The 16,846-nt window shown below is 63.3% G+C and carries 21 protein-coding genes; 15 read left to right on the forward strand and 6 right to left on the reverse strand.

Translation table 11 applies throughout. The annotated features are described in order from the left end of the window. The first annotated feature begins 5 nt into the window (after positions 1 to 5). The gene (locus tag ACVC7O_RS16600; RefSeq protein ID WP_458323226.1) at positions 6 to 356 is read left to right on the forward strand and encodes a hypothetical protein; all 351 of its coding nucleotides are present in this window, start codon (positions 6 to 8) and stop codon (positions 354 to 356) included. Then, a complete protein-coding gene (locus ACVC7O_RS16605; protein WP_458323227.1) occupies positions 299 to 781 on the forward strand; it encodes a thiol-disulfide oxidoreductase DCC family protein in 483 nt (160 codons plus the stop codon). Before ACVC7O_RS16600 ends, ACVC7O_RS16605 begins: the two co-directional genes overlap by 58 nt. On the opposite strand, the gene ACVC7O_RS16610 is transcribed toward ACVC7O_RS16605, so the two are convergent. Next, the gene (locus ACVC7O_RS16610) at positions 778 to 1,473 is read right to left on the reverse strand and encodes a M48 family metallopeptidase (protein WP_458323228.1); all 696 of its coding nucleotides are present in this window, start codon (positions 1,471 to 1,473) and stop codon (positions 778 to 780) included. The two genes, ACVC7O_RS16605 and ACVC7O_RS16610, sit on opposite strands and share 4 nt — an antisense overlap. Positions 1,474 to 1,590: 117 nt before the next feature. Here ACVC7O_RS16610 and ACVC7O_RS16615 point away from each other — a divergent pair, with 117 nt between their 5' ends. Both ACVC7O_RS16615 and ACVC7O_RS16620 read left to right on the forward strand, forming a co-directional pair. Beyond that, a complete protein-coding gene (locus ACVC7O_RS16615) occupies positions 1,591 to 1,818 on the forward strand; it encodes a hypothetical protein (protein WP_458323229.1) in 228 nt (75 codons plus the stop codon). A gap of 23 nt (positions 1,819 to 1,841) precedes the next feature. Further along, positions 1,842 to 2,708, forward strand: a complete 867-nt coding sequence (locus ACVC7O_RS16620; RefSeq protein WP_458323230.1) for a branched-chain amino acid aminotransferase — start codon at positions 1,842 to 1,844, stop codon at positions 2,706 to 2,708. Here ACVC7O_RS16620 and ACVC7O_RS16625 read toward each other — a convergent pair. Next, the gene (locus tag ACVC7O_RS16625; RefSeq protein WP_458323231.1) at positions 2,703 to 3,095 is read right to left on the reverse strand and encodes a BLUF domain-containing protein; all 393 of its coding nucleotides are present in this window, start codon (positions 3,093 to 3,095) and stop codon (positions 2,703 to 2,705) included. The two genes, ACVC7O_RS16620 and ACVC7O_RS16625, sit on opposite strands and share 6 nt — an antisense overlap. A 134-nt stretch (positions 3,096 to 3,229) precedes the next feature. Here ACVC7O_RS16625 and ACVC7O_RS16630 point away from each other — a divergent pair, with 134 nt between their 5' ends. The 11 genes from ACVC7O_RS16630 (at position 3,230) to ACVC7O_RS16680 (ending at position 12,736) form a co-directional block, all read left to right on the forward strand. Further along, positions 3,230 to 3,685, forward strand: a complete 456-nt coding sequence (locus ACVC7O_RS16630) for a universal stress protein (protein WP_458323232.1) — start codon at positions 3,230 to 3,232, stop codon at positions 3,683 to 3,685. A gap of 350 nt (positions 3,686 to 4,035) precedes the next feature. Next, positions 4,036 to 4,599, forward strand: coding sequence for a NifU family protein (locus ACVC7O_RS16635; protein ID WP_458323233.1), 564 nt, complete (start codon positions 4,036 to 4,038; stop codon positions 4,597 to 4,599). Between the two features lie 9 nt (positions 4,600 to 4,608). Continuing rightward, positions 4,609 to 5,034: a GFA family protein gene (locus ACVC7O_RS16640; protein ID WP_458323234.1), complete on the forward strand. Its 426-nt coding sequence runs from the start codon at positions 4,609 to 4,611 to the stop codon at positions 5,032 to 5,034. A gap of 6 nt (positions 5,035 to 5,040) precedes the next feature. After that, on the forward strand, positions 5,041 to 5,655 hold the full coding sequence (gene tsaB / locus ACVC7O_RS16645; protein WP_458323235.1) for a tRNA (adenosine(37)-N6)-threonylcarbamoyltransferase complex dimerization subunit type 1 TsaB: 615 nt from the start codon (positions 5,041 to 5,043) through the stop codon (positions 5,653 to 5,655). Further along, a complete protein-coding gene (locus tag ACVC7O_RS16650) occupies positions 5,652 to 6,089 on the forward strand; it encodes a GNAT family N-acetyltransferase (protein WP_458323236.1) in 438 nt (145 codons plus the stop codon). Before tsaB ends, ACVC7O_RS16650 begins: the two co-directional genes overlap by 4 nt. 112 nt (positions 6,090 to 6,201) lie before the next feature. Then, a complete protein-coding gene (locus ACVC7O_RS16655) occupies positions 6,202 to 7,200 on the forward strand; it encodes a BMP family lipoprotein (protein WP_458323237.1) in 999 nt (332 codons plus the stop codon). 65 nt (positions 7,201 to 7,265) lie between these two features. Beyond that, a complete protein-coding gene (locus ACVC7O_RS16660; RefSeq protein WP_458323238.1) occupies positions 7,266 to 8,792 on the forward strand; it encodes an ABC transporter ATP-binding protein in 1,527 nt (508 codons plus the stop codon). Positions 8,793 to 8,904: 112 nt separating this feature from the next. Further along, positions 8,905 to 9,999: an ABC transporter permease gene (locus ACVC7O_RS16665; protein WP_458326108.1), complete on the forward strand. Its 1,095-nt coding sequence runs from the start codon at positions 8,905 to 8,907 to the stop codon at positions 9,997 to 9,999. Next, a complete protein-coding gene (locus ACVC7O_RS16670) occupies positions 9,999 to 10,967 on the forward strand; it encodes an ABC transporter permease (protein WP_458323239.1) in 969 nt (322 codons plus the stop codon). The genes ACVC7O_RS16665 and ACVC7O_RS16670 overlap by 1 nt, the downstream gene beginning before the upstream one ends. 96 nt (positions 10,968 to 11,063) lie before the next feature. Further along, entirely contained in the window at positions 11,064 to 11,978 is a 915-nt protein-coding gene (locus tag ACVC7O_RS16675) for a sulfite exporter TauE/SafE family protein (RefSeq protein WP_458323240.1), read from the forward strand. Next, positions 11,978 to 12,736 (forward strand): TIGR02186 family protein, encoded by a 759-nt coding sequence (locus tag ACVC7O_RS16680; RefSeq protein WP_458323241.1) that lies wholly within the window; start codon positions 11,978 to 11,980, stop codon positions 12,734 to 12,736. Before ACVC7O_RS16675 ends, ACVC7O_RS16680 begins: the two co-directional genes overlap by 1 nt. A gap of 26 nt (positions 12,737 to 12,762) precedes the next feature. Here ACVC7O_RS16680 and ACVC7O_RS16685 read toward each other — a convergent pair whose 3' ends face one another. From ACVC7O_RS16685 to ACVC7O_RS16700, 4 genes are all read right to left on the reverse strand, one after another. Then, positions 12,763 to 13,464, reverse strand: coding sequence for an SDR family oxidoreductase (locus ACVC7O_RS16685; RefSeq protein WP_458323242.1), 702 nt, complete (start codon positions 13,462 to 13,464; stop codon positions 12,763 to 12,765). Next, complete coding sequence (locus ACVC7O_RS16690; RefSeq protein ID WP_458323243.1) at positions 13,461 to 15,002, reverse strand: ATP-dependent DNA helicase; 1,542 nt, start codon at positions 15,000 to 15,002, stop codon at positions 13,461 to 13,463. Before ACVC7O_RS16690 ends, ACVC7O_RS16685 begins: the two co-directional genes overlap by 4 nt. Before the next feature lie 53 nt (positions 15,003 to 15,055). Then, positions 15,056 to 15,694, reverse strand: coding sequence for an acyl-homoserine-lactone synthase (locus tag ACVC7O_RS16695; protein ID WP_458323244.1), 639 nt, complete (start codon positions 15,692 to 15,694; stop codon positions 15,056 to 15,058). Positions 15,695 to 15,809: 115 nt separating this feature from the next. Then, positions 15,810 to 16,529 (reverse strand): helix-turn-helix transcriptional regulator, encoded by a 720-nt coding sequence (locus ACVC7O_RS16700; RefSeq protein ID WP_458323245.1) that lies wholly within the window; start codon positions 16,527 to 16,529, stop codon positions 15,810 to 15,812. Between the last annotated feature and the right edge of the window lie 317 nt (positions 16,530 to 16,846).

A 16,846-nucleotide genomic window follows, 5' to 3' on the forward strand; every position in this document is an offset into this window, starting at 1 on the left:
GTCCCATGTCGTTTGAACCGCAGTTTCCGAGCCTCGATGCGCCCGCGCAGGGCACGCTGCCGCTCAGCCCGCCGCAGCCGCCCAGCGACAGGCAGCTGCAATACGCTCGCGCCATCGCCGCCAGGACCGGCACGGTGATCCCGCGCGAGCGGGCGCGCAGCCGTGCGGCCCTCTCCGCCTGGATCGACGCACATAAGCCCAGCGCCCCGCAGAGCCGCTTCGCCAACTACCCCTCGTCCAAACAGGTCGCCTTTGCCGAACGGATCGCCCGGATCAAGCGGCGCGAGATCCCGCAGGAATGCTTTCGCGACAAGCAGATGATGGCCCGCTGGATCGACGGCAACAAGCCGCGCTGATCTGCGACACTCTGGCCGCTGGGCTCGGCGAAACCGCACCCTATTTCCGAGACATGGCAGACACAGATGTGCTCTACAACGCGGACTGCCCGGTCTGCAGTCGCGAAATCGACCACTACGCCCGGCTCAGCGCGGCGCAGGCGCTGCCGCTGCGCTATGATGACCTCAACGACACACGGACGTTGGACAGTTGGGGCGTGACCGCCGATGACGCCGCGCGGCGGCTGCATGTGCGCCAGAATGGGCAGCTCTATATCGGCGTGCCCGCCTTCATCGTGCTCTGGCAAAGCCTGCCGCGCTATCGCTGGCTGGCACGGCTGGTCAGCCTGCCGGGCCTCTACTGGCTCGCCCATTGGACCTATGAAGGCATCCTCGCACCGCTGCTCTACCGCAGTCACCTGCGACGCAAAGCGAAAGCCGCCTAAAGCGCCGCCGCGGTGCGCCGCACCGTCTCGATCCGTTGTGCATTGGGCGGGTGCGTGCCGAGGAAACGGTCACCGGGATCGGGGATGCGGTTGAAGAACTCGGCCCCGCGCAACGGGTCAAACCCGGCCCGCGCGGTGATCACCGTGCCCAGCGCATCGGCCTCCAGCTCGAAGGTCTTTGAGAAGGCGCGCGCGTTGATCCGCGCCCCCTGTTGCTGCGCGGTCTGGATCGCATCGGCATTGCCGCCGAGCAGCACGGCGCCAAGCCCGCCAATCACCGCACCGGCCACCGCATTCTGCTGCTGGCGCGGGATATGGCCCGCAATGTGATGCGCCGCCTCGTGTCCCATGACAAAGGCCAACTCATCCATGTTGCGCGCGTCATCGATCAGCGCCTGCGTGAAGGCGATGATCGGGCGCCCCGACCGGTCGAGGGTCTGGAATGCGTTGGGTGGCTGGCCGGGGCGGTCGTCGACCACGATCTTGAAATCGCAATTCACCCCCGAGGTGCGCGCCCGGCACTCGCGCTCGGCCACCGGCTCGACGATCCGCACCACCTGCGCAAAATTCTGCGCAGACGCGCGCGGCACGTCTCCGATAGGCTCGACCGCCAGCGGCGCCGACGTGGTGCTCACGTCGCATCCCGCGAGCAGGATCGCGGCAATCGCCGCCATGATGGGCTTCCAGGGCATAAAGACGCCTCCGCACTGATACCGGCCCTTATCTTAGCAGTTTCCCCGCCAGCGACCACCCCGCTCACAGAGCTTTGTCCCCCTTGCATCGCAAGGCGGACCTCGTAAGGTGAGCGCATGTTTACGATCGAGCATGAATTCGACGCCACCGTCGTGACCCTGGTGGATGACGGCACAGCCCCCTTGCAAGAGGATGTCACGGTGCATGTGACCGAAAGCGCGATCCTGCTGAACCAGTATGATCCGCGCAGCGACCGCACCGTCTCGATCACCCTGTCGCCCGAGCAATGGCGCGACCTCACCGCGGCGCTGAACCTGCCCGAAGGCGTCTATCGCGTCCCCTGAGCCTGCAAGCGAAAGAACCTCCCATGAGCGTCGGCACCAATATCCACACCTATTTCGAGGGCCGCTGGCACGTGGGCGATCGGCCCGTGATCGCAGCCGCGGATCATGGCGCCTGGCTCGGCTCGTCTGTCTTCGATGGGGCGCGGTTCTTCGATGGGCGCGCGCCCGATCTCGTGCCCCATTGCGCGCGGGTGAACCGCTCGGCCGAGGCGCTGATGATCACGCCGACCGTCACGATCGAGGATATGGTCGAAATCATCCGCGAGGGGCTTACCTATTACGGCGCCGAGGATGCGGTCTATATCCGCCCGATGTACTGGGCGATCCACGGCGATGCCACCGCGATTGTGCCCAGTGCTGAGGCCACGGGCTTTGCCGTGAGCCTCGAGCAAATCCCCATGGCGCCGCCCGAGGCCACCGCCACGCTCGGGCGCACGCGGTTCCGCCGCCCGGTGCTCGAGGATGCGGTGGTCAACGCCAAGGCGGGCTGCCTCTATCCGAACAACGCGCGCATGCTGACCGAGGTGCGCGCCCGCGGCTTCGGCAATGCGCTGGTGGCCGATGCCATGGGCAATGTGGCTGAAACCGCGACCACGAACATCTTCATGGCACGTGACGGCGAGGTGTTCACACCGGTGCCCAATGGCACCTTCCTCGCGGGCATCACCCGCGCGCGACACATCGACAACATGAAAGCCGACGGCATCGCCGTGCATGAAACCGTGCTCACCTTCGAGGATTTCGCCGCCGCTGACGAGGTCTTCATGACCGGCAATATGTCAAAGCTCACACCTGTCACGGGGTTCGAGGACACCGCCTACCAGGTCGGGCCCATCGCCCGTCGCGCGCGCGAGATCTATTGGGACTGGGCCGCAAGCCAGCCGCTATGACGCGGCCGACCTGACAAACACCTCGCGGATCGCGACCTTTGAGGCGGCGTGCAACGCGCCCATATGCACCTCCACCGGCGACCACAGCCAGGAGACCGCCGGGTCGTGCTTCATGGCCCAATCCGGAAACAGCCGCTCGGGCACCGCCTCTGAAACCAGCTGCGTGACCTCCACATGCCGGTCATCCTCGCAGATCCGCGCATAGGTCGATTGCACCTTGCCTTCCGGCCCTTCCAGCAGCTGCAAGAACACGTCCGGGCGGCAGATCAGCGCCCCGGTGATGTCGTTGCGGGCATTGCGCGACCGCGAGGTGGCCAGGATGTTGGCCAGCATCGTCAGGTCATAGCCAAAGGGCCGCGATGTATAGATCAATTGCCAGACACTCATGCGAGGGCCCTCTTCGTCCTGCCTCCTACAATCGCGCGTGCGCGGCGCGCTGTCCAGATGCGGGCGGCAGGAGATTGCGATTGCGCCGCCCCGCAACTGCGGTCATGATCCGGCCAAAAGGGGGACATCGGAAGATGCGGAAGTTTCTCGTGATACTCGATGACAGTCGTGAATGTCTGAACGCCATGCGCTTTGCGGCGATGCGGGCGGCGCACACCGGCGGCGGGGTCGAGATCCTCTCGGTGATCCCGCCGGATGAGTTCAACCACTGGATCGGCGTGGGCGAGGTGATGCGCGAAGAGGCGCGCGAGCGGATCGAGGTGCATTACGAGGTCTTCGCCAAGTGGATGCGCGACCGCCAGGGGATCAACCCCGAACTGGTGATCCGCGAGGGGCGCCCGGTCGATGAGATCCTGGCGCAGATCCATGAAGATTCCGAAATCGGGGTGCTGGTGCTGGGTGCGGGCACCGACAAGAAGGGCCCAGGCCCGCTGGTCACCGAACTGACCAAGAGCGCGGGCACCCTGCCCATCCCGATGACCATCGTGCCGGGTGATCTGAGCAAGGAAAAGCTCGAAGCCATCACCTGAGGCCCCCCGGGGCACGCACAGGCCCGGCGGCCCTGACGGCCCGCGCGGGTCCAGCGCGCGCCGCATCGCGGCTGCGTTGGCGCTTCGTCAACCTTTGCGCCGTGCGGTCCGTTAACCCCGGGGCGGCACCGACCTGACACCGACGCAATACCGACGTGATACCGACGCGAAACAGACATGGGTTTTGCCATGAAACACGGGGCTTAACCCCCGATTCGGGGCGGGGCACCGTACGGTGGGCACCGAACGTTGCGCGACATGGCCAATGGCGGGCTCAATTTAGAACGATTCCAAACCTTGACTTACCCTCGCCCGGTCCGCATATCTGAGGCAGCCCCAGGAGAGACCCGATGTTCATCCAGACAGAATCGACCCCGAACCCCGCCACGCTGAAGTTCCTGCCCGGTCAGACCGTGCTGGAGATGGGCACCGCCGACTTCCCGACCGCCGACACGGCGGACAAGTCGCCGCTGGCCACCCGCATCTTCGCGGTCGAAGGTGTGACCGGCGTGTTCTTCGGCACCGATTTCGTCACCGTGACCAAGGCAGACGCGGTCGATTGGGACCACATCAAGCCCGCGCTTCTGGGTGCGATCATGGAGCATTTCCAGTCCGGTCAACCAGTGATGTCCGGCGATCACGCACCCGCTTCCGGCCATGCAGAGCATGAGGGAGAGGATGGCCCCATCGTCGACCAGATCAAGGAGTTGCTCGACAGCCGGGTGCGCCCTGCGGTGGCGCAAGATGGTGGTGACATCACCTTCCACGGCTTTGATCGTGGCGTGGTCTACCTGCATATGCAGGGTGCCTGTGCGGGCTGCCCGTCTTCGACGCTGACGCTGAAAATGGGCATCGAGAACCTGCTGCGCCACTACATCCCCGAAGTAACCGAGGTGCGCCCGGTCGCCACCTGACCGCGCGCAATGCCCAGCCCCCAGACGATCACGGGCCGCTGCTATTGCGGCAAGGTAAAGCTGTCGGTGGATGCGCCGCCAGAAGTCGTAAGCTATTGTCATTGCAGCGATTGTCGGCGCATCTCCGGCGCGCCGGTGGCGGCCTTTGCCGGGTTCGGTGACGGCGATATCCGGTTCGATCCCGACCCCGGGCCACCGGTCTCGCATGCCTCCGGTGTCACGCGCTGGTTCTGCCGCGCCTGCGGCTCGCCACTCGCGGCCACCTACGATTACCTACCCGGCCAAACCTACGTCCCCCTCGGCCTGATCGATCAAGCGGCGGAGCTGCCCCCCAGCATGCACTCGCACGCCTCGCGGCGCCTGCCGTGGCTGCACATCGCAGACGACTTGCCGCGCGAAGACCGGAGCGCCCGCGCCGCGCTGCGCAAAGGCTGAGCACAGATGACGCCGGATCATCCCATCGTCCTGGGGTTCGACACCGCAGCACCCTGCTGCGCGGTTGCGGTTATGGTGGGCGATAGGGTCGTGACACACGCCGAAGAGCCCATGCAGAAAGGGCAGGCCGAACGGCTGATGGGCCTGTGCGAAGAGCTATTGGCCTCGGCAGATCTCACGTTTCAGGACCTCACCACCATCGGGGTCGGCATCGGGCCCGGCAACTTCACGGGCATCCGCATCTCCGTCTCGGCGGCGCGCGGCCTGGCCTTGGGGCTCGGCGTGCCCGCGATCGGCGTCACAGGCTTCGACGCGCTGCGCTTTGGCCATACAGGCCCCTGTGCGACTGCCATCACCGCGCGCCGCGGCCACCTTTACGTGCAAAGCTTTGATAACAAAGGGACAAGCGCGCCCGTCATAGTGCCGGATGACGCGGTGCCATCCCACGAAGGGCCGCTCATTGGCGCGACCGGCATGGACCCTGCGCATCCAACCGCGGTGGCGATTGCGCATCTCGCAGCCGAGCGCCACGGCACACCGCAGCCCCGCCCCGCGCCGCTCTACCTGCGCCCGGCGGACGCTGCGCCAGCGCGGGACGCTGCACCACTCATCCTGCCATGACACCTGATGATCTTGCCGCATTGCATGAGCTCGGCTTTGCGTCCGAACGGTGCTGGTCCGCGCAGGAGTTCGCAGATCTTCTCTCCGATCCCCACGTGACGCTCCTGCACGACCCACACGGGTTTGCCCTGACCCGGACCGTCGCCGATGAAAGCGAGCTTCTCACGATCGTCGTGCACCCGGATCATCGCCGCCAGCAGATTGCAGACACCCTCGTGACCCGGTGGATGACCTCGGCACATGCAACACAGGCCTTCCTCGAGGTCGCCGCCGACAACCAAGCCGCCCAAGCGCTCTATCGCAAACGTGGATTCGCCGAAAGCGGGCGCCGCAAGGCCTATTATCGCCGGGCGGGCGCGGCTTCGGTGGATGCGGTGCTGATGACAGCGGCACTGCCCCCTCGTCAGGCGGCGGAATCCCCCGGCAAAGCATGAAAAACCGGTTGACCCTGCTCGCAGCCTAGGTCCTAATTTGTGCGTATTGGACGATGGCGGGCTGCAACGCCCTGACCGAGCGTCCCAAAATCACAATCTGGGAGACCCCTGAATGACATTCATGCACAAATTTCTCGGCGCGACGGCGGCCCTGGCCCTCTCGGCAGGCGCCGCGCTGGCGGAGCCGGCTGTGATCTTCGATCTCGGTGGCAAGTTCGACAAATCGTTCAACGAGGCCGCTCATAATGGCGCCAGCCGCTGGGCCGAGGAGACCGGCGGCAGCTACCGCGAGATCGAACTGCAGTCGGAAGCGCAGCGTGAACAGGCCCTGCGCCGCTTTGCGGAAGCCGGGGCTAACCCGATCATCACCATGGGTTTTGCCATGGCTGATCCGCTGTCGACCGTGGCGCCCGACTACCCGGACACCAAGTTCGTCGCCATTGATGTCACTTGGCTCGATGCGCCGAACATCCGCCAGATTGGCTTTGCCGAGCATGAGGGCTCCTACCTCGTCGGGATGATGGCGGGCATGGCCTCTGAAAGCGGCACCGTAGGCTTTATCGGCGGCATGGATATCCCGCTGATCCGTCACTTCGCCTGCGGCTATGCCCAAGGTGTAAAAGCAGTAAACGCAGACGCGACGGTTGTCGCCAACATGACAGGCACCACCCCGGCCGCCTGGAATGACCCCGTGAAAGGCTCCGAGCTGACGAAAGCACAGATCAGCCAGGGCGCTGACGTTGTCTATGCTGCTGCGGGCGGCACTGGCGTCGGTGTGCTGCAAACGGCAGCAGATGAAGACATCCTCTCCATCGGCGTGGACAGCAACCAGAACCACCTGCACCCGGGCAAGGTGCTGACCTCGATGCTGAAACGCGTCGATGTGGCCGTCTATGACGCGCTGAAGGCGGGTACCGATCTGGAGACTGGCGTCTTCACCTTTGGCCTCGCTGAGGAAGGTGTAGGCTATGCGCTGGACGACAACAACGCGCCTTTGGTCTCCGACGAAATGAAGGCCGCCGTTGAAGCAGCCCGCGAGAAAATCATCGCCGGTGACATCGAAGTTGCGTCCTACTACGCCACAGACAGCTGCCCCGCGCTGGACTTCTAAGGCAAAACATCCGCAGGCCGCGCCCGTGGGAGGTGCGGCCTGCGCAAGACGAATGAGGGGGGTGCATGGGCGAGCAAGCACCAGCGATTGAGCTCAAGGGCATATCCAAAGCCTTCGGACCGGTACAGGCCAACAAAGACATCTCCATCCGCGTGATGCCCGGCACGATCCATGGGATCATCGGCGAGAATGGCGCGGGCAAATCGACGCTGATGTCGATCCTCTATGGCTTCTACAAAGCCGATAAAGGCGAGATATTCATCAGCGGCAATAAGACCGAAATCCCCGACAGCCAGGCCGCGATTGCCGCTGGCATCGGCATGGTGTTCCAGCACTTCAAACTGGTCGAAAACTTCACGGTGCTGGAGAACATCATCCTCGGCGCCGAAGACGGCGGGCTGCTGACCCCCTCGCTCGCCAAGGCGCGCAAAACGCTGCTGGAGCTGGAGCATGAATACGGGCTCAACGTCGACCCCGACGCGGTGATCGAAGAGCTGGGCGTTGGCATGCAGCAGCGCGTGGAAATTCTCAAGGCGCTCTACCGGCAAGCGGATATTCTTATTCTGGACGAGCCCACAGGCGTGCTGACACCCGCTGAGGCCGACCAGCTCTTCCGCATCCTCGACCGGCTGCGGCAGGAAGGCAAAACCATCATCCTGATCACCCACAAGCTGCGCGAGATCATGGAGGCGACCGACACCGTGAGCGTGATGCGGCGCGGCGAGATGACCGCGACGGTGAAGACCTCCGACACCTCTCCCGCAGAACTCGCAGAGCTGATGGTGGGCCGTAAGGTCCTGCTGCGCGTGGATAAAACACCCGCGAAACCGGGCGACGTGGTGCTGGATATCAAGGGCTTGCGCGTGGTCGACGACAAGGGCGTCGAGCGCATCAAGGGCATTGACCTGCAAGTGCGCGCTGGAGAAATCGTGGGCATTGCAGGCGTGGCGGGCAACGGCCAATCCGAACTGTTGGAGGTGCTGGGCGGCTACGCCGATGCCACGGGCGACATTCGGGTGAACGGCCAACCGCTGGATCTCACGGGCAAGCTGGCGGATGGTCGCGCGCGCCGCCAGCGCGGCATCGCCCATGTACCCGAAGACCGCCAACGCGAAGGGCTGATCATGGATTTCTCCGCCTGGGAGAACACCGCCTTCGGCTATCACCGCGACCCGAGCTATCAATCGGGTGTGCTGCTGAACAACGCCGCCATTCGCGCCGATACCGAAGAAAAGATGGGCCGCTTCGACGTGCGCCCGCCCAACCCAGCCCTTGCGGCCAAGAATTTCTCCGGCGGCAATCAGCAGAAAATCGTGCTGGCCCGCGAGATCGAGCGCAACCCGGACCTGCTGCTCGTCGGCCAGCCCACACGGGGCGTCGACATCGGCGCCATCGAATTTATCCACCAGCAGATCGTCGCCCTGCGCGACAAGGGCAAGGCGGTGCTGCTGGTCTCGGTCGAGCTGGAAGAAATTCTCGCCCTCGCCGACCGCGTCGCGGTCATGTTCGACGGCCACATCATGGGCGAACGCCTCTCCGCCGAGACGGACGAAAAAGAGCTGGGCCTTTTGATGGCCGGGGTCACCGCATGACCGCCCCTTCACCCTTCCCGAAATACTCTGGGGGAGGCGCGTCAGCGCCGGGGGTGAAACCCCCCAAAGAGTCGCGTCTGCGCAGCAGGCCTTCAAAGAACGGAGCATGCGCGTGGACGTGATGCCAAGATGGGCCGAGGTCATCCTCGTGCCGCTGATTTCGCTGGTGCTGGCCGCGATCCTCTCGGCCCTGGTTATCCTCGCCATCGGCGAAGACCCGGTCGAGGCGGTGAAGCTCATGGTCACCGGCGCCCTGGGCAGCACCTATGGCTGGGGCTACACGCTATACTACGCCACGAATTTCCTCTTCACCGGCTTGGCCGTCTCCGTGGCCTTCCACGCAGGCCTCTTCAATATCGGCGGCGAAGGCCAGGCGATGCTGGGCGGGCTTGGCGTGGCCCTCGCCTGCCTCTTCATTCCATGGCCGCATTGGACACTGGCGCTGCTCGGCGCCTCCGTGGCCGCAGCCCTCTTCGGCGCCGCCTGGGCCGCAATCCCTGCGTTTCTACAGGCCAAACGCGGCAGCCACATCGTGATCACCACGATCATGTTCAATTTTATCGGTGCCGCTGTGCTGAATTACGTGCTGGTGAACCTGATGCGCCCACCCGGCAGCATGGATCCGGCCACGGCACGCTTCCCCGAAGCAACGCATCTGCCCACGCTGCACGATATCCTGTTGCCGCTCGGCATCAATTTCTCCAGATCGGCGCCCGCCAATGTCACCTTCCTCATCGCCCTTCTGGCCTGCGTCCTCGTTTGGTTCCTGCTCTGGCGCACCTGGCTGGGCTATGAAATCCGCAGCTATGGCAAATCCGAACCGGGTGCCAAATACGCAGGCATCTCACCTGTCGCGATCACCATGATCGCCATGCTGATCTCGGGTGCGCTTGCGGGGCTTATGGCGATCAACAACGTGATGGGCGAGGCGGAACGGCTGGTGCTCAACGCCGTAGAGGGCGCCGGGTTCATCGGCATCGCCGTGGCGCTCATGGGCCGCAGCCATCCCTTCGGCGTGCTACTCGCCGCTATTCTCTTCGGCTTCCTCTATCAGGGCGGCGCAGAGCTGGCACTCTGGACGTCGATCCCGCGTGAGCTGATCGTCGTGATCCAGGCCCTGGTGATCCTCTTCACGGGCGCGCTCGACAATATGGTGCGGATGCCGTTGGAGCGCTTGTTCCTTATGCTGCGCCGGGGGAATGCCTGATGGACTTCCTGACCTTCGTCCAGTTGCTGGACAGCACCGTGCGGCTGGCCACGCCGCTGCTATTAGCATGCCTTGCAGGCCTGTTCTCTGAACGCGCGGGCATCTTCGATATCGGCCTTGAAGGCAAGATGCTCGCCGCCGCCTTCTTCTCCGCCGCCATCGCGGCGGTCACCGGCTCCGTCTGGCTCGGCCTGCTTGCGGGCATCACCGCCTCAATGCTCTTCAGCCTGCTGCACGGCGTCGCCTCGATCACCTTCCGGGGCAACCAGCTCATTTCAGGCGTGGCCATCAACTTCCTCGCCGCCGGTTTGACTGTTCTCATCGCACAAGACTGGTTCAGCCAGGGCGGGCGCACGCCCTCGCTCATGGGCGGCGGGCGGTTTGAGCCGATCACCCTGCCCTTTGCCGATGCGCTAGGCGCTATCCCCGTCCTCGGCCCGATCTATCAAGAGCTGATCTCCGGCCATTCCATCCTCGTCTACGTAGCCTTTGCCATGGTGCCGCTCACCTGGTGGGTCCTCTTCCGGACACGGTTTGGACTGCGACTGCGCGCTGTGGGTGAGAACCCCGCCGCTGTCGACACAGCTGGCGTCTCGGTCGTCGGCCTGCGCTACGCTGCGGTGATCATCTGCGGCGTGCTCTGCGGCATCGCTGGGGCGTATCTCTCAACCGCTCTGCAGGCCGGTTTCGTCAAAGACATGTCCGCCGGTCGCGGCTTTATCGCCCTCGCCGCGCTGATCTTCGCGAAGTGGCGGCCTTGGTACGCGCTTTATGCCACGCTGCTTTTCGGGCTCTTCGGCGCACTCGAAACCCGGCCTGACGTAATCGAAGGCCTCTTTGGCCTAAAGGTCCAAGGCGCCCTGCTCGGTGCTCTGCCTTACGTGATGACGGTGATCATCCTTGCGGGATTCGTGGGCAAAGCCATCCCGCCTCGCGCGGGAGGCGAACCCTACGTCAAAGAACGCTGATCGCATAAGGCCAGTTGACCGAATTGTGTCAGTCCTGATTGCTGCACAGCAGCAACGCCCATTGATTTTGCAACACCCTTTGCTCTAACAGAGGACATGCAAATCTACCTTCCCATCGCCGAAGTTTCGGTCAACGCCTTTCTGTTGCTGGGCCTCGGTGGGATCGTTGGGATCCTCTCGGGGATGTTCGGCGTAGGCGGCGGGTTCCTGATGACGCCGCTGCTGTTTTTCATCGGCATCCCGCCCGCCGTCGCCGTTGCGACGGAGGCGAACCAGATCGTCGCCTCCTCTTTCTCCGGTGTTCTGGCGCACCTGAAACGAAAGACGGTGGATCTCAGGATGGGCACGGTGCTGCTCATCGGCGGACTTGTCGGCGCGGCGTTAGGCGTGGTGGTCTTCAACTACCTCAAGGCGCTGGGTCAGGTCGATCTGCTGGTCAAGCTGTGCTACGTGGTTTTCCTCGGCGTGATCGGTGGGCTGATGTTCATCGAAAGCCTAAACGCAATCCGCAAGACCAAGTCCGGCAAGCCACCTGCGCGCAAGAAGCACAACTGGGTGCACGGGCTGCCCTTCAAGATGCGCTTCCGCGTCTCGGGCCTCTATATCTCGGTGATCCCACCATTGCTGGTCGGTGTTTCGGTGGGCATCCTCGCGGCGATCATGGGTGTGGGCGGTGGGTTCATCATGGTCCCCGCAATGATCTATCTGCTGGGCATGCCGACCAAGGTGGTCGTGGGCACGTCGCTCTTCCAGATCATTTTCGTGACCGCCTTCACCACCCTTCTGCACGCCACGACAAACTTCACTGTCGATATCGTGCTGGCGGTTCTGCTGCTGATTGGCGGTGTGATCGGCGCCCAGATCGGGACGCGGATTGGCGTCAAGATGAAGGCGGAACAGCTGCGTATTCTGCTTGCCATCATGGTGCTCGCGGTCTGCGGAAAACTGGCACTCGACTTGCTGTTGATGCCGTCAGAGCTCTACTCTGTCGGCGCGTCGGACGGTCACTGATGCGCGCGCTGTCTCTTGTTCTCGCGCTGCTCCTAGCCCTGCCCGCGTCAGCAGAAGATATTGTGCTCGGGCTGAGCAAGGATACCGTCTCCATCAACACCAGCTTTGACGGGTCGGAGATTCTCGTCTTCGGGGCTGTCAAACGCGAGGCCCCGATCCCGGACGACCCGCGGCTGCAGGTCATCGTGACAGTGGCCGGCCCGGACGAGACCTTCACCGTTCGGCGCAAGGAAAAGGTCCTGGGCATCTGGGTGAACACCGATGCGGTTGAGATTGATCGCGCGCCGAGCTTTTACGCCGTGTCCACAAGCACGCTGCTGGGCCTGTCGCTCAGCAATACGGAAGACTTGCGCCACCGGGTGTCAATCCCGCGCGCGATCCGGTCGGTCGGCGCGCCCGATACGATCGCGGACGCCAGTCGTTTCACCGAAGCCCTGATCCGGATAAAGTCGCGTTCAAATCAGTACCAGTTGAACGAAGGCACGGTCAGCGTTGACGAGCAGACGCTCTTCCGGACCGCAATCGAATTGCCCGCCGCCCTGACGGAGGGTGACTACCAAACCCGCATCTTTCTGACACGCGGGGGCGAGGTCGTCTCGAAGTACGAGACCAGCATCTACGTGCGCAAAGTCGGGCTGGAGCGTTGGCTTTTCAAGTTATCACGCGAAAATGCGTTGCTCTACGGGATCATGTCCATCGCGATTGCCATAGCCGCTGGTTGGACTGCGTCCGCTGTCTTCCGAATTTTCCGCGCCTGACCAGGGGTGGGCTTTCAGGCCACCGTTCACCCACGTCCGATGTAAGGCATAGTCGTCGCCATCACCGTCATGAATTGCACATTGGCCTCAGCGGGCATCTCGGCCATATGCAGAACGGATCGAGCGGCGTTCCCGACATCCATTGTCATTGTACCGGGCTGGGTCTTCTTGAGCTGCGCCAGCAAATCCGTTTCCGCATTGCCGATGTCGATCTGACCGCAGGCAATCCCGAAGGGCCGCCCATCGAGCGAGAGCGTCTTGGTCAGGCCTGTCACCGCGTGCTTGGTGGTGGTGTAGCAAACCGAGTTGGGGCGCGGCACATAGGCCGAGAGCGAGCCATTGTTGATGATACGCCCGCCCTGGGGGTCCTGCGCGCGCATCGCCGCAAAAGCCAGACGCGCTGCAATGAACATCCCGCCGATGTTCACCTGCATCACCTGCATCCACGCGTCGAGGTCGACCTCATCAATGGTCGCCGCAGGCCCGAACAGTCCTGCATTGTTGAAGAGCACGTCGAGATGACCGAAGGCGTCGAAAGCCGCAGCCATCCCGTCCGCATCAGTCACATCCGCCGGCAGCGGCACGGCGGTCTCATAACGGTCGGCCAGCGCCTCCAACCGGTCCGCACGCCGCGCAATCAGGCCCACGCGCCAGCCTGCATCGAGAAAGAGCTCCGCCGTCGCATGGCCAATGCCCGAGCTTGCCCCTGTGATGATGATCGACTTCATAAGAACTCCTCCGGTTGGTCTTGTGCGAGGCTAAGTGGAGCTGCGGGCAGAGTGCGCAGATCGTCCACCACCAGCGGCCCGGTGGGCACGGAAAGACGGTTGCGCACGACCCAGATCAGACGGTCCTGCGCCCGCGTGATCGCCACATAGGCCAGGCGCTTCCAGAGCGGTTGTCCGGCCTCAGACCGGCCCATACGCGCAGCGGCATAGAGGTCAGGCGCAAAAACCTGAACCGTATCCCACTGGCTGCCCTGGGCCTTGTGAATGGTGACTGCAGCACCATGCAAGAAGGTCGCCCCCATCCGCGCCGCGAAGGGGATAAATGGCTCTTCCTCGTCGGGCTTCTCGATCTTCACAATGGACGCCGCCGAAACCTGCGGATCCTCCGCGCCCATCACGTGCAAGCGGCTGAACCCAGGCTTGCGCCCTTCGCCAAGGTAGATCACCTGTGCGCCCTTGATCAGGCCACGCGCTTCCAGATCGAGCCGTTTCTTGCGGTGCTTCAGGGGGAGTTCCAACCCGTCGCAGATCAGCGGTTCTCCCTCCAGAAGCGCGTCCTCAGGCGCACCGTGGACTTGTCGAAAGGCGTTAATCAGCCGGATGCGCGTGGCGTTGCGCCAGACCAGCACCGGGCTGCGCGCCATCAGATCCACCTCGACCCGTTGGCCCCAAACCACCCGCTCGTCCCTAGCGGCGGCCAGCTCGACCATCCGCTCGAACTGCTCAAACCCGATGTCGGGATCGCCGAGCGCATGGGCGAGATCGAGGATCGGGTTGTCCGCCTCTTGCCGGTGAATCCGGCTCAGCGACAGCACACGGCGCTCAGGCAACTTGTCAAAGACCATCGCGCCCGACTGGTTGACCGGGGCCAGCTGTGCCGGATCGCCAAAGAGAAGCAGCGTCGGGAAAATCTCGCGCAGGTCCTCGTATTGCTTGTCATCCAGCATCGAGGATTCATCGACAAAGCCGATGTCGAGCGGCTCCTCCCGCCGCTTCCAACCGGTGATGAAGTCCGACCCGCGCAGCCCCGCCGCGGCCAGGGCCCCCGGGATCGACTTGTTGGTGGCATAGAAAGCCGCCGCCCGATCCAGCGCGAGATCGGTCAGCCCTTCGATCTCCGGCCGCTCGCCATTGGCGGCGAGCCACTCCGCGATCCGCTCGTATTCAGGATCGTAAACCGGCGTGTAGAGAATGCGGTGAATGGTCGTTGCGGGCACGCCGCGCAGACGCAAGACACTTGCGGCCTTGTTCGTCGGCGCGAGGATCGCCAGCGTCCGCTTGTCTCGCCGCTTGCGGGACTCATAATCGCCCGACACCACCTCGACCCCCGCAGCCTGCAGCGCCTTGTAGAGTTCTGCCAGCAACAGAGTTTTGCCGGACCCGGCCTTGCCGGTGATGGCCATTACAGCCGCAGCGGAGCTCTTTGGTGGGGTCAGAAGTTGATCGTCGAGATCAATACCCGCGCCCCGCAAAACCTCGGTCACGCTGTCATAGGCCGTGGCCTGGTCGTCGGAAAATTTGAGGGCGGGTGCGGACATGGCGCGACCCTACAGGGGCCACGCCACAGGTGCCAGACGTCTCGCGTGTGGTTTTAGCCGGCGCAGGCCAATTGGCGCGCAACATCGCGCCCAAAGGCCCGGTCGAACCACAGGCGCGACAGCTCCAGCGAAACACCCGCGCGCGCCGCGACCTTGGCCTGCGCATCTGGCGCGAACTCCCAAAGGCCAACGCTGATGGCATCCCGGCCCTTGCCCTCACTGCCCAGAACTTCAGGGGACGAGCCGATCATGCGGTAGATGCGCACCATCCGCGCGTCAAAGACACCGACGAAGTGCTTGACCCCGAAACCGTTCATGATCTCGCCACCACCCAGCATGAGCGCGGCTGCAACGCGGCTCGGTGCCTCGCGGTTCAGGCAGAACCGGGTGCATTCCCAGATCAGCGGGCTGGTGATGGTTCCACCCCCCATCAGATGCGTGAAGTGGTCGTTCACCATGGTACGTTCCGTCGTGGGCAGGAACCGCATCGAGCCACCGTGTGTGCCATCGGGCAACTCCCAGATGACATAGAGCGGGTTCATCGCGTCATACTCATCCCGCTCCGACCCGGCGTCGTCTACGCTCACGTCCCACCCGAGCCGTGTTTTGAACTGATCCGCGCGATCCTTGAACATGGAAGCCGCGAGTTTCGGGTGACGGGACAGTTGATCTGCATAGACGTAGCGAAGCATGTGTTTTCCTTTGATCAGAGCAAGGCGTGAACAAAGGATTAGCTTGAGGATGTTTAACGCTGCCGCACCGAGCCGCGCGGGATGTTAACAGATTGGCCCTTCCGGGGCGGTGGAACTACACCACGATCAGCCCGCGGCTGAGGGCGCGCGCCACCGCGTGGGTCGTGTTTGACGCGCCCAGCTTGAACCGCGCACTTTCGATGTAGACCCGCAGCGTATGCTCGGAAATCGACAGTGTTTCAGCCACTTGCGCGCGGCTGTACCCGATTGCCAGAAGGGTCATCGCGTCGATCTCCCGCGGTGACAGCGGTTGCGACTCCTCAGGCGCCCGGTTCGGTTCGAACTCGAGCGCCTTTTGGTTAAAATAGTGGGCGATCAGGATCAGCTCGCGCCGGTTCTTTTCTGTGAAAGCTTCCCATTCCTCATCGTCGCAGGTGTGGTTCACCGTAAACAGCGCGAACTGACCGTTAGGTCCGCGAATCGGAATCGAGTACCCCTGATTGCCTATGCCGTATTCAACCGCCTCTGCCTTGAAAGCCCGGACCGCCTTGCCTGACCAGTCCAGCTTTTTCCAATCGACCGGGTGGAACCGCTTGTAGCAGCCCGCGATAACCGGATCGATCCGGATGTAGTTCTGCTCTTGATATCGTGCGGCCCAGTCCAGTGGGTAGGTGCCGTAGCCGTATTGTTCGCCGGCACTGTCGACCCAGTGGTAGACCATGTTCTGAACTTGGAAGTACCCCTGCAGCTTGAGAATGGCATCCTGGATGGACTCAAGCGTGTCCGCCTGCTCCAGCTCCGCCAAAACCTCCTCCACCGTCGTGTTCGCTACCATGTGCCGTGCCCTGCGTCCTCTCGTGAAGGGCGGCGATCTCGGCAAGAGCAACAATTGCGGTATCGTCCAACTGCTCGGCCAGAACCGGCAAGTCGTTCGCGGTCGCAAAAGTTTTCAAGTCCGTGAGAACGTCCAAAATCCAATCACTTCGCATAGCAGACTCGCCTCTTAAAGGTTAATGAAAGATTAACACAACTCTAACATGTATGAACGCCTGCTGAAAATTCGCGTCTTTGTACTCCCCAGAAATGGTGAGTGCGAAAAATGTAAGTCGTTGATACTAAAGAGCGTCACAACTATAACGAGAAACGCCCGCG

The sequence above is a fragment of the Roseobacter cerffii genome (genome assembly GCF_054226325.1).

Excerpts from the sequence above, each read along its gene's own strand:
- ACVC7O_RS16600 (WP_458323226.1), top strand. The coding sequence starts at position 6 with ATGTCGTTTGAACCGCAGTTTCCGAGCCTCGATGCGCCCGCGCAGGGC.
- ACVC7O_RS16605 (WP_458323227.1), top strand. The coding sequence starts at position 299 with ATGCTTTCGCGACAAGCAGATGATGGCCCGCTGGATCGACGGCAACAA.
- ACVC7O_RS16610 (WP_458323228.1), bottom strand. The coding sequence starts at position 1,473 with ATGCCCTGGAAGCCCATCATGGCGGCGATTGCCGCGATCCTGCTCGCG.
- ACVC7O_RS16615 (WP_458323229.1), top strand. The coding sequence starts at position 1,591 with ATGTTTACGATCGAGCATGAATTCGACGCCACCGTCGTGACCCTGGTG.
- ACVC7O_RS16620 (WP_458323230.1), top strand. The coding sequence starts at position 1,842 with ATGAGCGTCGGCACCAATATCCACACCTATTTCGAGGGCCGCTGGCAC.
- ACVC7O_RS16625 (WP_458323231.1), bottom strand. The coding sequence starts at position 3,095 with ATGAGTGTCTGGCAATTGATCTATACATCGCGGCCCTTTGGCTATGAC.
- ACVC7O_RS16630 (WP_458323232.1), top strand. The coding sequence starts at position 3,230 with ATGCGGAAGTTTCTCGTGATACTCGATGACAGTCGTGAATGTCTGAAC.
- ACVC7O_RS16635 (WP_458323233.1), top strand. The coding sequence starts at position 4,036 with ATGTTCATCCAGACAGAATCGACCCCGAACCCCGCCACGCTGAAGTTC.
- ACVC7O_RS16640 (WP_458323234.1), top strand. The coding sequence starts at position 4,609 with ATGCCCAGCCCCCAGACGATCACGGGCCGCTGCTATTGCGGCAAGGTA.
- tsaB (WP_458323235.1), top strand. The coding sequence starts at position 5,041 with ATGACGCCGGATCATCCCATCGTCCTGGGGTTCGACACCGCAGCACCC.
- ACVC7O_RS16650 (WP_458323236.1), top strand. The coding sequence starts at position 5,652 with ATGACACCTGATGATCTTGCCGCATTGCATGAGCTCGGCTTTGCGTCC.
- ACVC7O_RS16655 (WP_458323237.1), top strand. The coding sequence starts at position 6,202 with ATGACATTCATGCACAAATTTCTCGGCGCGACGGCGGCCCTGGCCCTC.
- ACVC7O_RS16660 (WP_458323238.1), top strand. The coding sequence starts at position 7,266 with ATGGGCGAGCAAGCACCAGCGATTGAGCTCAAGGGCATATCCAAAGCC.
- ACVC7O_RS16670 (WP_458323239.1), top strand. The coding sequence starts at position 9,999 with ATGGACTTCCTGACCTTCGTCCAGTTGCTGGACAGCACCGTGCGGCTG.
- ACVC7O_RS16675 (WP_458323240.1), top strand. The coding sequence starts at position 11,064 with ATGCAAATCTACCTTCCCATCGCCGAAGTTTCGGTCAACGCCTTTCTG.
- ACVC7O_RS16680 (WP_458323241.1), top strand. The coding sequence starts at position 11,978 with ATGCGCGCGCTGTCTCTTGTTCTCGCGCTGCTCCTAGCCCTGCCCGCG.
- ACVC7O_RS16685 (WP_458323242.1), bottom strand. The coding sequence starts at position 13,464 with ATGAAGTCGATCATCATCACAGGGGCAAGCTCGGGCATTGGCCATGCG.
- ACVC7O_RS16690 (WP_458323243.1), bottom strand. The coding sequence starts at position 15,002 with ATGTCCGCACCCGCCCTCAAATTTTCCGACGACCAGGCCACGGCCTAT.
- ACVC7O_RS16695 (WP_458323244.1), bottom strand. The coding sequence starts at position 15,694 with ATGCTTCGCTACGTCTATGCAGATCAACTGTCCCGTCACCCGAAACTC.
- ACVC7O_RS16700 (WP_458323245.1), bottom strand. The coding sequence starts at position 16,529 with ATGGTAGCGAACACGACGGTGGAGGAGGTTTTGGCGGAGCTGGAGCAG.